Below are 13,270 nucleotides of genomic sequence, written 5' to 3' on the forward strand. Positions count from 1 at the left end.
ATACCTAAGCTAGGATCTCTTAAGGAAATCAAGCACGGATAATTCATTGTACAAAAGGCCGCTCATCAGTGGTCTTTTTTTTGTGCCTAAGGGCAGGCAGGCTTGCGATTGAACACCCAAAATCGAGAAAAAGCATAATTTAAAAACAACCCCAAGACGATGCCAGGCACCATGGCGATATAAGGCCACAGCAGAGAATGGGTGTGAGAGTCAGGTAATACAAACTTCATCAAAAAGTAATAGCATCCCCAATTAGGAATAAAAGACAGCCCTGAACAAAAAAGAAAATGTCCCCATTGTTGCAGTGTTTCTTTAGGGCTCATGGTGTTGGCATGGCGGAAAGTAAAATGTCGATTCCATGCCCAGTTAGAGGTTGCCGCAATCCAAAATGAGCCCGTTCTTGCTAGCATCGGCGATAGCCAAAGGGAAAGCAGGATCATGCAAGTGAGATCAACGAGAAAGCCAATACTGCCAACAATGGCAAAACGAACAAAAGGTTTTTGAAGGATAGTCTGAATCATCAAATCAGTGTAAAAATAGTACCATCAAAAAAAAGTGAACAAAACGCTAACCCAAACAAGGAGAACAACCATGAAAGTATTGGCATTCGGTGCAAGTTCGAGCGCGCAGTCAATAAACAAAACGCTGGCAACTTATGCTGCAGGCTTAATAGAAGGCGCGACCGTCACAGTGTTGGATTTGAATGACTTTGCTATGCCGCTGTTCAGCGAAGACAGTGAAAAAGAATTTGGTGTTCCCAGCGAAGCTCAGGCCTTCTTGGATGAGATCGCCGAAGCGGATTTGCTGGTGGTGTCTTTTGCTGAGCACAATGGTTGTTATACCGCGGCCTATAAAAACACCTTTGATTGGGCGTCGCGCTTGGTGACTAAGGTTTATCAAAATAAACCTGTTATTGCGTTATCCACTTCTCCTGGGCCTGGTGGGGCGAAAAGTGTGTTGGCGCTTGCGTTAAATAACTTGCCGTTTTTCCAAGCGAATGTATTAGGCAGCTTAAGCGTTCCTTCTTTTTACGATGTTATGAAAGACGGTGATATTGTGGATGACGAGCTGAAGCAGTCTTTGGTGGCATTGATGGCAAAAGCTTCTGCGTAATAGTGTATTTGTCACGTAAAAAATCCAACTCTAGAGTTGGATTTTTAGCTCTGAATACGGCTTAGCTATGCAGCACGCTAGTAATGGTGGATTTCTTCGTGATCTTTGCGGCCTTTTTCTCTTTGGCGGTTAACAGAGGTTTCTTTTTGGAATCTTTTTTGCTGTTTTGACCCTTACTCATAATCGTTTCACTCGTTGTAAACTGAATAAACCTGAAGTCAGTTTGAGCCAACCTGAGGGCGCTTGTTGTGCGGTTTGAATTTCTCTATGCGCAACAAAATCAGTATGTGCCTATTTTTGAAGAAGCGATATAGAGAATCGGGTGACGCTTAAAATATATTTATTTGAGAATCTGTTGTTTGAAAAGCGCATCGATATCCGGTGTGACAGGCTGCTTGCTTTGACCGTTAAATCGCGTAAATTTATGTTTAGAAACAGCCTTGTTGGATTTTCTACAAAAGAAAGGTGCTTTTTGTGCGAGGCCTAACGCATGGCGATAGCTGGCGGCAATGGGACATTAAAAAAGAGGTTTGAAATGGATAAGGAAGTGAAACTGGTTGTCTTGATAGAGGTGCAAGCTGGGAAAGCAGAACAGCAGGTTCGCCTTTTTAACAGGCTAAAGCCGTTAGTGCTAGCAGAGGACGGTTGCTTTGAATACGAGCTTCATCGAGTGTCTGACAACGAGAACCAGCTTGTTCTGACTGAACGTTGGGCCAGTGAAGCCGCTTGGCATGCGCATCATGAAACGCCGCATATGAAAGAAGCCAGCAAGTTGACGCCTTCGTTTCGAGCGGGCCCGACTAAGGTGTTGCGCTTGGATGTGGTGTAGAAATATGTCACTTTGATAATACAAAAAACATCATGAAATCGCGCTTTTTCTAAGGATCAATCATGCCGTTAATGTGGGTAGTTATAGGGACATTTGTGCAGCTGGGGCTGGGCGGTTACATGGTCATTGCGAGCATCTTTGCCGGTGGTGCAGTGGCTCAGCATCATGCATTGACGCCTTTTGACGATCAGGTATTAAGTTCCTCTTTTTTTGTTTTGCCGCTGTCCTTTGTTATTACGGCCATTATTGTGTTGGTTCAATATTGGAAAGGCGGCTCGGTTGCCAGCTTTTGGTGGTATGCCGTACCGTGGGGCGTGGTGGCGCTGTACGTAATTTATTGTCTGGTGTTTTTAAAGCCCGAAGTATGATCGGGCTGCGGGCGATTCTTTTCTGAGCTCTTATGCGAATAGGTAAGTGTCTAGAGCCAGTACTTCTCTTTCAACCGTGCTATGAAGGCGCTCTACCTTGCTTAAGTCACTGCTGCCTAGCGCCGCAATTAACGGCAAAAAATGCTCTGGAGTAGGGTGATTAAAGCGTGCAAAAGGCGCTTCTTCTTCATAATTCAATAGGGCATCAAGGTCTTTGTTAACCAGTTTTTCATGTACCCAATCCGTGAAGCTGGTCACCATGGCTACGCGGTTTTCGGTCGGCTTACGGTTAAATACTTCTTTTAAATTATGACTAACGCCGCCAGACCCAATGATCAAAATGTTATCGTTTTTTAATGCCGCAACGAGCTGACCATAAAGGTAATTCTGCTGTGTACCTAAGCGACTGTTAATCGAAATTTGCACGATAGGAATATTGGCCTTTGGGTACATCAATCTAAGGGGAATCCAGACCCCATGATCCCAGCCTTGTGTGCTGTCTAATATTGGGTTTAAGCCAGCCTTTTCAAAATAAGACGCAATTTCCTGAGCCAATAGAGGCGCGCCTGGCGCTTTATATTGAATGCTATAAAGCGCCTTAGGAAAACCGTAAAAGTCATGGATCGTTTCAGGGTGTTGGCCGGAAGTAATAACGATGTCGGCGCTCAGATCAAAGTGGGCAGAAAAAACAACAATCGCTTTGGGGGTCGTTAATTCTTGCCCTAGTTGGCTCAAAAACACAGAAGTGTCACTGACTTCTGAAGCCATCATTGGAGAGCCATGAGAGATAAAAAGCGTTGGCTGCTGGGTCATTCTAAAGTCTCTTTATAGATATACTGTGGACGATCGCATTGTGTGCGATCATGATGCGGACATGGTATTGCTTATCTGATTGAAGATAAATTGCTCTGCTGTTGAATTATTGACAACGATTTGTTGTTAATTTAGACGGTTATTTTCTCCTGATAAGCAGCTTAGGCTTGTGCTTTTCATCATCACGCGCTAAATGTAATGGGTTATCATTAGGCATTTAAATAGATTGTCAAACGCTGTATCTGCAATCGTGTATCAATAATCTTTCTATGGAGTAGAAGTATGATTAGTATCGAGCAGATGGCGATGGTGTTAGAGGCCTTACCAGACCCTGCTTTTGTGTTATCGCGAAGTGGTAAATACGTGGCTGTATTTGGAGGTCATGACGAGCGTTATTATCACAGCAGTGAGGGCTTGATGGGGCTGCGTATTGCTGACATGGTGTCGGCTGATAAGGCCGCGTGGTTTTTAGAGCAAATTGAACTGGCGTTAGAAACCGAAGCGCTTTTGATTAGGGAGTATGAACTCAGCATTAAAGAAGTGAATACGGATGTTGAAGACGGGCCGCTGAACCCAATTTGGTTTGAAGGGCGCATTCAAAAACTCGATTTCTTGGTGGATGGCGAGGAGGTAGTGCTTTGGATGGCGAGCAATATTACCGAACGGCACGATATGGAAGCTAAGCTGCGAGAACTGAGTGATACAGATCAATTGACGGGCTTATTTAATCGCAGGCGACTCGAACGGGACCTAATAAGCCATTATAAAGCCGCGCAAGAGCAGTTTATTCCGACATCGATTGTCGCATTTGATCTTGATAACCTGAAAACTATTAACGATACCTTAGGCCATTATGTGGGCGATGAAGTCATCATGGCGATTGGCCATATTTGCCGTGCGGGACTGAATGGCGATGCGATAGCCTGTCGTTTTGGTGGCGATGAATTTGTTGTTGCTTTGCCTAATGTGGAATTAGAGCAAGCGATGGTCTTTGCGGATTTATTGCATGAGCGTTGTGAGGCTCATTTTAATCGCTTTTTTGCAAAAAGCCTTGCCTCTATTATTGGCGTGAGTATTGGTATTGCAGAAATATTGGCCACAGATACGTCTTATGAAATGGCATTAAAGCGTGCAGACGATGCGTTATATCAGGCGAAGCGAGGCGGTAAAAATAGAACCATGGTTGGTTAAAGGGCGGTGTTTCTATTTTTTGTGACCTGCGGATGTCTATTTTTTTCGATCAGGTGTGACTATGCCGCATTAGACAGCAATATCCCTCTTATTTGGCCAATTAATGTGGCTAATTCCTTTTACAAATTTCCTTTCTGGCGTCATGCTTAGCCGATTTTATTTTCTCTTCAGGAATGCCTTGTTTTATGTGGATCTTTATCACTTTGTTTGCGGCGGCGTGCCAGTCTGTTCGTACCGCTCATCAAAATACGTTAGCGCGCGAGTCGGGTTTTCTACACGCAACCATGGCGCGTTCTCTTTACGCTTTGCCCTTGGTGGCAGCGTACTTATTAGTCTGTATTTTGGTGTTTGGATCGGTTTCGCTGCCAACCGGATCGATCTTCTTTATCGTGGCCAGTGTCTGTGCACTCGCGCAGATTATGGCGACCTATTTTATGTTGCGTGTTTTTCAGTCGGGCAGCTTTGCGCTTGGGACCTTATTGGCTAAGACAGAGGCGGTGCTGGCGGCGCTAATTGGTTTGCCTCTTTTGCATTATGGGCTGTCGGCGATGGCATGGTGGGGGATCGCCTTCGGCGTCTTCGGAGCATTGGTCATGAGCATTAAATGGAAAAATTTAGCCAATGTACATCAAGACGCTTCCTTGATGTTTGGCTTAGGGAGCGGTCTTTGTTTTGCGATCACTTCTGTGATGGCGTCGATGGCAAGTCACTCTTTAAAAGGTTCTATTATGACCAGTGCAGGGGTCACGCTTTTGTACGTGTTACTGCTACAGTCAGGGATTTTGTGCGCTTTGCAAATCGTGAAAACACGAAATCTATGCGCTCCGTTTAAGCAGAATGCCGGATTAAGTTTTAAGGTGGGTATGCTAAGCGGTCTGGGGTCTATTGGTTGGTTTACAGCCTTTTCTTTGGTCAATCCTGCCATGGTGAAAACCTTGGGGCAGCTGGAGATTTTAGGTACCTTGTATTACTCCAAATACCGATTCTCAGAGAGAATTACCGCGCGTCAATGGTTTGGTGGGGCTATGATAGTGATCAGCGTTATCTTGGTGACCGCCGCCACCGTTTGATCTTGGTGCTGGGCATTTATGCTACTGGTGAAGTACAAAAAAAGGGTTTGAAGATTGCCTTCAAACCCTTTTTTAATGCGTTTTAGATTAACGGATTAAACGGTAAACTCGTTGCAGAGATTGGTGTCCCATTTTTCTAAAATGGCTTGGTAATCATTGCCTTGTGCCAATAGGAAATGCAGTTTGCAAAAGGCGGCTTCTAGCGTCATGTCATAGCCACTCAACACCTTCATGGTGGACAGTATGGAACCGGCGGCATAAGCCCCTTGTGAAACACCACCATGCAAGCACTGGGTTAGATTAACCACGACTTTTTTGCGCAACAAGGTTTCGCTCAAGAAGTCCAAAAATGCGCTGTTTTGGTCCGGTACGTTGCCCGCGCCGTACGTCATCAAGACAATAGCTTGGCAATTCTCATCGTCTAACAAGCTTCGGTACATAGAGATTGGCTGGCTCGGATGAAGTGTCAATACGGCCACCGCGCCTTCTTTGAAGGTCAAAGCTCTTTCTGAGAGAGGTTGCGGATTTGCCTCTTGTGGCTTATCGAGCATGCGCTCGGAGTGCAATTGCATGTCGATGGCAATTTCACCGAGTAACTCATCATTGGGGGTGGCGAAAGCTTTGAAACGTCCGCTGCTGACTTTTTGAACGCGATTGCCGCGCATCAGCTTGCCATCAAATACCAGACTGACGTCTGTGATTGGGTGGCTGCACGCCAAAGATAAGGCTGCTTGCAAGTTACTGGTTGCATCGCTGCGGTTCATGCCGAGCGGTATTTGTGAACCTGTGACTAGGACATTTTTATCGCACGCACCCAGCATAAAAGACAAGGCAGAGGTGGTGTAAGCCATGGTGTCTGTGCCATGAAGAATGATAAAACCATCGTAATCCTGCCAATGAGTGGCTAGGGTGGTCACCAACTTGGTCCAACTGCTCGGCGTGATGTTCGCACTGTCGATTAAGGGGGAGAGCTCAAGTACCTCAAAGCTTGGTAAGTCTGGCAAGCTTGCGCCCATCGCCATTTCAATGCGTTCTTGTAAGCCAGACGCAGGGGCTAAGCCCTGGTCTGTCTGTACCATACCGATGGTGCCACCGGTATAGAGAATTAAAACTTGAGATTTCATACGCCAACCTTACTAGGAGATAGCATGGATTTCGGGTCTAAAAGCGTGTTTAGCTGCTCTTCTGACAACAGGTTCTCTTCAATCACTAATGCTCTGACCGTGCTGCCTGTATTGAGGGCGGTATTAGCAATGCGAGACGCATTAGCGTAGCCGATATGAGGAACAAGTGCAGTAATAATACCTATGCTATTTTCAACATGCCCAGCACAGATGCTTTCGTTGGCTTTAATGCCTCGAATGCAGCGATGTTCCATCATATGGCAGGCTTCTTTCAGCATTTTCAATGAGTTGAGCAAGTTATAAATGATCATAGGTTCCATTGCGTTGAGCTGCAATTGACCCGCTTCGGCAGCCAGTGTGACCGCCAGATCAGAGGCGATAACTTGATACGCAGTCTGGTTCATGGCTTCTGGAATCACCGGGTTTACTTTACCTGGCATGATAGAAGAGCCAGGTTGCATGGCAGGAAGATTGATTTCACCAAGACCGGTGCGAGGTCCACTAGAAAGCAAGCGTAGGTCGTTGCTCATTTTGCTTAGCTTAATCGCGAGGCGTTTTAAGATGCCAGAGAAGAACACAAAAGCGCCCATGTCGGAGGTTGCTTCCACTAGGTTACTTGCAGGCACCAATGGTTTGGCTGAAATCGTCGCCAGTTTCTCAACGACCAATTTAGCGTAGCCTTCAGTGGTGTTGATACCTGTACCAATCGCGGTACCACCAAGGTTTACTTCACAAAGTAGGGCGCAGGCTTCGCTGATGCGGTCGATGTCTTCACCAAGTGTTACCGCAAAGGCGTCGAATTCTTGGCCCAGTGTCATTGGTACCGCGTCTTGCAGTTGAGTACGGCCCATTTTGACAATGTGTGCGAACTCTCTGCCTTTTTCTTCTAGTGCTTCTTTAAGGGACGCTAGGCTAGGCACAAAGTTATCGGCAGCAAATTGAATGCCAAGGCATGCCGCTGTTGGGTAAGCGTCGTTGGTGGACTGTGAGCGGTTTACATCGTCATTTGGGTGAAGGTATTTGTATTCGCCTTTTTCATGGCCCAGTTTGCCCAAGGCAATGTTGGCGATGACTTCATTGGCGTTCATGTTCGTTGATGTGCCTGCGCCGCCTTGAATAACGTCCACAATAAATTGATCGTGGTGATCGCCTTGGATTAAATCCTGACAAGCAAAGACGATGGCGTCGGCTTTTTCCGCAGACAGTAAGTTCATTTCTTGGTTAGTACGAGCGGCAGCGGCTTTGACCATTGCGAGCGCTTTAATTAACTCAGGAAAGTGTGAAATAGGAACGCCGGTAATAGAGAAGTTCTGTGCCGCACGCTGAGTCTGGATGCCATACAAAGCATCAGCGGGAACGTCCATATTGCCAAGTAAATCGTATTCAGAGCGTGTCGTCATTTTTCTAGTCCTCATTACCGAAAAAGAGAACCACACCTTAGAAATTAAGGTGTGGTATGGGGGTATTACTTCGTACTTTTGTTGATTTCAGGCCAAGCGTCTTTATCCAGATCCAGCTCAGGGAATTTCGCAGAGTCAAAGCTTGGCTGTGCAACCCCTGCTTTGACTTGGTCGTCGTAATCCTTGGTAACAGATCGTGCTTTTTTGAACAAAAGCGCCAGTGCTAGCAAGTTAGCCAGTGCCAGTAAGCCCATGGTCAAGTCGGCAAAAGAGAATACTGTGCCTAGGTTTAATACGGCGCCAATACAGCATAGGAAAAGGATCAATACGCGAAAGCCATTCATTAACCAAGGATTGTTCTTGTCTTTGGTTAGGTAGCTTAAGCTGTTTTCGCCTAGGTAGTAGTTGTACAAAACGGTACTGAAGCTAAACAGTAATAGAGCAATACTGACAAAAATTCGGCCGGTTTCACCAATGTGAGTGGCCAAGGACGCTTGTGTTAATGCAATGCCATCAGCCGCAGAGACAGTGCTTGGATCATAGGCTGTGCCTAAAAGAATGATCAGCGCAGTACATGTACATAATAGGATGGTGTCAATGAACACGGAGAAGGCTTGCACCACACCTTGGCTAGCAGGGTGAGGAACATAAGCAACCGCCGCCACGTTTGGCGCGCTGCCTAGACCGGCTTCGTTGGAGAACAGTCCGCGTTTTACACCCATCAAAATGGCCGCGCCGACGCCACCGCCAATAGCAGGGCCTATGCCAAAGGCACTTTTTACAATCATCATTAGGGTGTCAGGAATGGCGGTGATGTTCATTGCTAAGACCACAAGCGCGATCAACAAGTAGCCGCCAGCCATGACGGGCACCAGTACTTCCGCAACTTTTGCAATGCGTTTTACGCCACCAAAAATAATCATCCCAACCACAATGGCCAAACCAATGCCGCTGTAAGAAAGCGGGATGCCAAATGCGTCTTTAAGGGAGTTGGCGACAGCGTAAGATTGCAATGCGACGAACGCAATACCAAAGGTCGCTAATAGCAAGATGGAGTAAATAACGGCAAGCCATTTCCATTTTGTACCAAGGCCTTTTTCGATGTAATAAGCAGGACCGCCACGGTAAGTGCCATCAGGCTCTGCCTTTTTGTAAATTTGCGCTAAGGTACACTCGATGAAGCTGGTTGCCATGCCCATTAGGCCAACCACCCACATCCAAAAGATCGCGCCAGGGCCACCTAAGGTAATCGCAACCGCAACACCGGCAATGTTACCGCCGCCAACACGACCAGCAACAGACAGGATTAGTGCTTGGAAAGAACTTAAATGACCGTCTGTTTCATGATGACGAGCCGTTAGGATTGAGAACATTTTACCGAAGTAACGAAACTGGATAAAACGAGAGGCCAGAGTGAACCAGAGACCCAGTCCAATAAGAACGGCTATTAGGATTTTACTCCATAAAAGATCGCTTAGAAGGGAAAGCATGTGTGTGCTCCTATAAAGGAATGTATAAACTATTTTTATTCAAATTCAGCGAGGGCTAATTGAACAAGAGCTGATGCCTGTTAGATAGTTTGTGACTTGTTACTATTTGACGCTAGTTGATGCTAATAAGGATTCAACTTGCACTATTCTTAGGTTCGGCTTTGGTTTTTTTTGCTTTAGAATGGGCGCCCTAAATTTGGGGAGAGTAAAATTGGTTATGAGTGATGACTTTAAAGATAACTTGCGATTGTTATGCAGTTATTACAAATCGACGTCGGAAGTGTGTCGTCGGTTGGGCATTAATCGGCCTCAGTTTAATCGCTATTTAAGCGGTACAAATCGACCTTCGGCAAACACCATGCGTCGCTTTTGTGAGTTTTTTGGGGTCGAACATCACGAGATTGTGTTGCCACATCATCAGTTTTTACAGTTGGTGCAAATGCGACCGGCGTCGCAAGTACAGGGCAGTCGTACTTCGGTTGAAGTGGCGCATCTGGATAAGCTGAGTGAGCTAGGTCAAGGTGGCCTAGAAAAGTATTACGGGTACTATTACGAGTACTATTTTTCGATGGCGCACCCAGGGAATATATTGCGTACCTTGATCTGCATTGAAGAACGCGATGGTAAAGCGTTTTATCAAAGAACGGAACGCTTGTTAGAAGAAGGTCGGAGCAAGCCGTTTCATAACCTTTATAAGGGGATGGTGCAGTTTCTTTCTGATCGCATTTTCTTGATGGATTACGAGTCGTTAACCGGTGTGGAGATGACGCAAACGATTTTGTTCCCTTCGTTTAAGAATCGGGTCGATCGTTTAAATGGTTTGCGCTTGGGAGTATCAGGGAGTGGCGAGAGAATGCCATGCTGCGCCCGCGTGGTGTATGAGTACCTTGGGCTGCAAGTGGACCATTATAATGCGCTAAAACTGTGTGGTTTGTACGACAAAGACAGTGCGGAGATTGATTATGGGATTCGTCAGTCTATTAAAAACCAAATGGCGCCCGATGAATGGCATTTCCGGGCACGTTTTTAGTTTGTCTTTTGTGAAAAGGCAGGAAAAATAATAAACAGGAGCGACTAGGCTTGGTTGTCGTCAGTCGCTTCTGTTGTTTGGCTTTCTGTGTTTTCTACTTCGCCATTTCTGATTGCCGCGCTTTCCGCTTCCAGCTTCGCTCTTTCCGCTTTCGAAATGTACTTGGCTTTGGCTTTCTTCGGATTCACCTTCAGATTGGCTTGTTTCATGCGCTTATCATAGATGTCTTTGATTTTTTTGCGACGATTCATAGTGCAGGTTCCTAATGCATGATTATTGAACATTCCATTAAGGAACGAAAAAAAAGCCCTGATCGAAGATCAGGGCTTTTTATGTTGGTACCAGTAGGCGGACTCGAACCGCCACACCCGAAGGCAACGGATTTTGAATCCGTCGTGTCTACCAATTCCACCACACTGGCCTTGAAAAAGGTGAGGCGTATCTTATATGAAATAAATCTCCTGTCAACACTCACTTCGCCTTTTTTTGATTATGTTTCAGGTATTTCTTTATGGTCGTACCTTTTTCGGTGGAAATTCGCTAAAATGCTGGGTCATTTTTTCTAGGTCGTTTTCTTTATCATGCGAGTTTCTGATTACCACTTTGACTTACCAGAAAAACTAATTGCTACCTATCCGATGCCGGATAGAACCGCGAGCCGATTGCTGCACCTTGATGGGGTGAGTGGGGATCTGGCGCATTTGCAGTTTCCTAATATTCTAGACTTGGTTCGCCCTGGCGACTTAATGGTCTTTAATAATACGCGGGTTATTCCTGCGCGCGTGTTCGGACAAAAAGAGTCCGGCGGCAAAATTGAAATATTGATTGAGCGTATCGTGGGCGAGAAAGAAGCCCTCGCGCACATTCGAGCCAGTAAATCACCAAAGCCTGGCAACAAGTTGATTCTTGGGCAAGACAAAGGCGAAGCCATCGAAGCGGTGATGGTCGATCGATCAGGGCCTTTGTTTCGCGTCTCGTTCGCTGAGCCGGTTTTGGATGTGTTGGCGCGCATAGGGCATATGCCATTGCCGCCTTATATAGAGCGTCCTGACGAAGACAGCGACCAAGAGCGCTATCAGACGGTTTACAATCAAAAGCCTGGCGCTGTGGCAGCACCGACGGCAGGATTGCATTTTGATGAAGCCTTATTAGAGCAGCTCAAAGCCAAAGGGGTTGAGACGGCTTTTGTTACCTTGCACGTAGGGGCAGGCACTTTTCAGCCTGTCAAAGTGGAGGATGTGAAAGATCACATCATGCACGCTGAGTATGTGGAAGTGGAAGACAGCGTTGTTGAGCAAGTAAGGGCAACCAAAGCCCGCGGCGGTCGAGTGATTGCGGTGGGAACGACAAGTGTGCGAAGTTTGGAGTCGGCCAGCCAAAGCGGTGAGCTTCAGGCGATGAAAGACGACACCAGTATTTTTATCTACCCAGGCTACCAGTTTAAAACCGTTGATTGCATGGTGACGAATTTCCACCTGCCAGAATCAACGCTTATTATGTTAATCAGTGCGTTTGCTGGTTACGATCACGTGATGGCGGCGTATCAGTCGGCTGTCGAAAATGAATATCGCTTTTTTAGTTATGGCGATGCCATGTTTATTACGCGAAATGAGCAGGCCAAAGGCCCGCAGAGTGAGGAATAAGACGTATGTCAGATAAGCGTCCAGAATGTTTTATGGACTTTGACCTTCACACAACATCAGGTAAGGCGCGTCGTGCAACGCTGACTTTTCCTCGAGGTAAAGTGGAAACGCCAGCGTTTATGCCGGTAGGTACTTACGGTACCGTAAAAGGGATGTTGACCAAAGACATTGAAGAAATTGGTGCCGATATTATTTTAGGTAACACGTTTCACCTTTGGTTGCGCCCAGGCACTGAAGTGGTGAAGGCGCACGGTGACTTGCATGACTTTACTCAATGGAAAAAACCGATTCTAACGGATTCCGGTGGTTTTCAGGTTTTCTCTTTGGGTGAGATGCGTAAGATTACCGAAGAAGGGGTGAGTTTCCGTTCTCCAATTAATGGGTCTAAAGTCTTTTTGAGCCCTGAAATTTCCATGCAGGTGCAAAAAGATTTAGGCTCTGACATTGTGATGATTTTCGACGAATGTACACCTTATCCTGCGACGCCTGAGCGTGCTGCGGATTCCATGCGCATGAGTCTGCGTTGGGCGCAGCGTTCGAAGAAAGAACATGGCGACAGCCCATCGGCGTTGTTCGGTATTATTCAGGGCAGCATGTACGAAAACCTTCGCGATGAATCCTTAGAAGGCTTGGTAGACATCGGCTTTGATGGTTATGCCATTGGCGGTTTGTCAGTGGGTGAGCCAAAAGACGAAATGATGAAGGTGTTGGATTATGTGACGCCGAAAATGCCAGAAGACAAGCCACGCTATTTGATGGGGGTTGGTAAGCCAGAAGATTTGGTGGAAGGTGTGCGTCGCGGTGTCGATATGTTCGATTGCGTGATGCCAACGCGTAATGCGCGTAATGGCCATTTGTTCACTTCTGATGGCGTTGTGCGCATTCGTAATGCCTCAAATCGTCACGATACAGCCCCATTAGATAAAGAATGTGATTGTTACACTTGTAAAAACTTTTCTCGGTCTTATTTACATCATTTGGATAAGTGTCAGGAAATGGTCGGTGCTCAATTGAACACGATTCATAACTTAAGGTATTACCAAACGCTTATGGCGGGATTGCGTCAAGCGCTCGATGAAGGTAGATTTGACGCCTTTGTTGATGAGTTTTATGCGAAGCGTGGCATGGAAACGCCACCTTTGAGTGAATAATAATCAATTTATAATGGCTGCTCATAAAAGAGTGGCCCACAGTTTCAT

General features: G+C 46.2%; 14 protein-coding genes and 1 tRNA gene. 8 read left to right on the top strand and 7 right to left on the bottom strand.

The window, feature by feature from the left end; all coding sequences use genetic code 11:
- Positions 1-86 precede the first annotated feature (86 nt).
- Complete coding sequence (locus E0D71_RS10100; RefSeq protein WP_133003183.1) at positions 87-521, bottom strand: GtrA family protein; 435 nt, start codon at positions 519-521, stop codon at positions 87-89.
- Between the two features lie 70 nt (positions 522-591).
- Between E0D71_RS10100 and E0D71_RS10105 the strand changes: the two genes are divergently transcribed.
- The 3 genes from E0D71_RS10105 to E0D71_RS10115 all read left to right on the top strand — a co-directional run bounded on the left by E0D71_RS10105 (position 592) and on the right by E0D71_RS10115 (position 2,310).
- The gene (locus E0D71_RS10105) at positions 592-1,113 is read left to right on the top strand and encodes an NAD(P)H-dependent oxidoreductase (RefSeq protein ID WP_133003184.1); all 522 of its coding nucleotides are present in this window, start codon (positions 592-594) and stop codon (positions 1,111-1,113) included.
- Between the two features lie 535 nt (positions 1,114-1,648).
- Positions 1,649-1,942 carry a putative quinol monooxygenase gene (locus tag E0D71_RS10110; RefSeq protein ID WP_133003185.1) on the top strand — a complete coding sequence of 98 codons (294 nt, stop codon included), beginning with the start codon at positions 1,649-1,651 and terminating at the stop codon, positions 1,940-1,942.
- A 62-nt stretch (positions 1,943-2,004) separates the two neighbouring features.
- A complete protein-coding gene (locus E0D71_RS10115) occupies positions 2,005-2,310 on the top strand; it encodes a hypothetical protein (protein WP_133003186.1) in 306 nt (101 codons plus the stop codon).
- A 30-nt stretch (positions 2,311-2,340) separates the two neighbouring features.
- Here the strand turns inward: E0D71_RS10115 and E0D71_RS10120 are convergent, their stop codons facing one another.
- Complete coding sequence (locus E0D71_RS10120; RefSeq protein WP_133003187.1) at positions 2,341-3,123, bottom strand: class III extradiol ring-cleavage dioxygenase; 783 nt, start codon at positions 3,121-3,123, stop codon at positions 2,341-2,343.
- A gap of 282 nt (positions 3,124-3,405) precedes the next feature.
- Between E0D71_RS10120 and E0D71_RS10125 the strand changes: the two genes are divergently transcribed.
- Positions 3,406-4,314, top strand: coding sequence for a sensor domain-containing diguanylate cyclase (locus tag E0D71_RS10125; protein WP_133003188.1), 909 nt, complete (start codon positions 3,406-3,408; stop codon positions 4,312-4,314).
- 185 nt (positions 4,315-4,499) lie between these two features.
- Complete coding sequence (locus tag E0D71_RS10130; RefSeq protein ID WP_133003189.1) at positions 4,500-5,384, top strand: DMT family transporter; 885 nt, start codon at positions 4,500-4,502, stop codon at positions 5,382-5,384.
- Positions 5,385-5,479: 95 nt separating this feature from the next.
- Here the strand turns inward: E0D71_RS10130 and E0D71_RS10135 are convergent, their stop codons facing one another.
- The 3 genes from E0D71_RS10135 to E0D71_RS10145 form a co-directional block, all read right to left on the bottom strand.
- Positions 5,480-6,508, bottom strand: a complete 1,029-nt coding sequence (locus E0D71_RS10135; RefSeq protein ID WP_133003190.1) for an asparaginase — start codon at positions 6,506-6,508, stop codon at positions 5,480-5,482.
- Entirely contained in the window at positions 6,505-7,908 is a 1,404-nt protein-coding gene (locus tag E0D71_RS10140; protein WP_133003191.1) for an aspartate ammonia-lyase, read from the bottom strand. The genes E0D71_RS10135 and E0D71_RS10140 overlap by 4 nt, the downstream gene beginning before the upstream one ends.
- A 65-nt stretch (positions 7,909-7,973) precedes the next feature.
- Positions 7,974-9,398, bottom strand: coding sequence for an alanine/glycine:cation symporter family protein (locus tag E0D71_RS10145; RefSeq protein ID WP_133003192.1), 1,425 nt, complete (start codon positions 9,396-9,398; stop codon positions 7,974-7,976).
- Between the two features lie 217 nt (positions 9,399-9,615).
- On the opposite strand from E0D71_RS10145, the gene E0D71_RS10150 reads away from it, so the two are divergent.
- Positions 9,616-10,428 (top strand): helix-turn-helix transcriptional regulator, encoded by an 813-nt coding sequence (locus E0D71_RS10150; RefSeq protein WP_133003193.1) that lies wholly within the window; start codon positions 9,616-9,618, stop codon positions 10,426-10,428.
- A gap of 44 nt (positions 10,429-10,472) precedes the next feature.
- Here the strand turns inward: E0D71_RS10150 and E0D71_RS10155 are convergent, their stop codons facing one another.
- Both E0D71_RS10155 and E0D71_RS10160 read right to left on the bottom strand, forming a co-directional pair.
- Positions 10,473-10,679, bottom strand: a complete 207-nt coding sequence (locus E0D71_RS10155) for a DUF2986 domain-containing protein (protein ID WP_133003194.1) — start codon at positions 10,677-10,679, stop codon at positions 10,473-10,475.
- 85 nt (positions 10,680-10,764) lie between these two features.
- Positions 10,765-10,849 (bottom strand) — tRNA-Leu (locus tag E0D71_RS10160).
- A gap of 160 nt (positions 10,850-11,009) precedes the next feature.
- Here E0D71_RS10160 and queA point away from each other — a divergent pair.
- Together queA and tgt are read left to right on the top strand one after the other, a co-directional pair.
- Positions 11,010-12,071: a tRNA preQ1(34) S-adenosylmethionine ribosyltransferase-isomerase QueA gene (gene queA, locus E0D71_RS10165; protein ID WP_133003195.1), complete on the top strand. Its 1,062-nt coding sequence runs from the start codon at positions 11,010-11,012 to the stop codon at positions 12,069-12,071.
- A gap of 32 nt (positions 12,072-12,103) precedes the next feature.
- On the top strand, positions 12,104-13,222 hold the full coding sequence (gene tgt, locus E0D71_RS10170; protein WP_207923373.1) for a tRNA guanosine(34) transglycosylase Tgt: 1,119 nt from the start codon (positions 12,104-12,106) through the stop codon (positions 13,220-13,222).
- Positions 13,223-13,270 lie beyond the last annotated feature (48 nt).

Source organism: Marinomonas sp. KMM3893, assembly GCF_004352855.1.
GTDB classification, from domain to species: domain Bacteria; phylum Pseudomonadota; class Gammaproteobacteria; order Pseudomonadales; family Marinomonadaceae; genus Marinomonas; species Marinomonas arenicola.

Excerpts from the sequence above, each read along its gene's own strand:
- E0D71_RS10100 (WP_133003183.1), bottom strand. The coding sequence starts at position 521 with ATGATTCAGACTATCCTTCAAAAACCTTTTGTTCGTTTTGCCATTGTT.
- E0D71_RS10105 (WP_133003184.1), top strand. The coding sequence starts at position 592 with ATGAAAGTATTGGCATTCGGTGCAAGTTCGAGCGCGCAGTCAATAAAC.
- E0D71_RS10110 (WP_133003185.1), top strand. The coding sequence starts at position 1,649 with ATGGATAAGGAAGTGAAACTGGTTGTCTTGATAGAGGTGCAAGCTGGG.
- E0D71_RS10115 (WP_133003186.1), top strand. The coding sequence starts at position 2,005 with ATGCCGTTAATGTGGGTAGTTATAGGGACATTTGTGCAGCTGGGGCTG.
- E0D71_RS10120 (WP_133003187.1), bottom strand. The coding sequence starts at position 3,123 with ATGACCCAGCAGCCAACGCTTTTTATCTCTCATGGCTCTCCAATGATG.
- E0D71_RS10125 (WP_133003188.1), top strand. The coding sequence starts at position 3,406 with ATGATTAGTATCGAGCAGATGGCGATGGTGTTAGAGGCCTTACCAGAC.
- E0D71_RS10130 (WP_133003189.1), top strand. The coding sequence starts at position 4,500 with ATGTGGATCTTTATCACTTTGTTTGCGGCGGCGTGCCAGTCTGTTCGT.
- E0D71_RS10135 (WP_133003190.1), bottom strand. The coding sequence starts at position 6,508 with ATGAAATCTCAAGTTTTAATTCTCTATACCGGTGGCACCATCGGTATG.
- E0D71_RS10140 (WP_133003191.1), bottom strand. The coding sequence starts at position 7,908 with ATGACGACACGCTCTGAATACGATTTACTTGGCAATATGGACGTTCCC.
- E0D71_RS10145 (WP_133003192.1), bottom strand. The coding sequence starts at position 9,398 with ATGCTTTCCCTTCTAAGCGATCTTTTATGGAGTAAAATCCTAATAGCC.
- E0D71_RS10150 (WP_133003193.1), top strand. The coding sequence starts at position 9,616 with ATGAGTGATGACTTTAAAGATAACTTGCGATTGTTATGCAGTTATTAC.
- E0D71_RS10155 (WP_133003194.1), bottom strand. The coding sequence starts at position 10,679 with ATGAATCGTCGCAAAAAAATCAAAGACATCTATGATAAGCGCATGAAA.
- queA (WP_133003195.1), top strand. The coding sequence starts at position 11,010 with ATGCGAGTTTCTGATTACCACTTTGACTTACCAGAAAAACTAATTGCT.
- tgt (WP_207923373.1), top strand. The coding sequence starts at position 12,104 with ATGGACTTTGACCTTCACACAACATCAGGTAAGGCGCGTCGTGCAACG.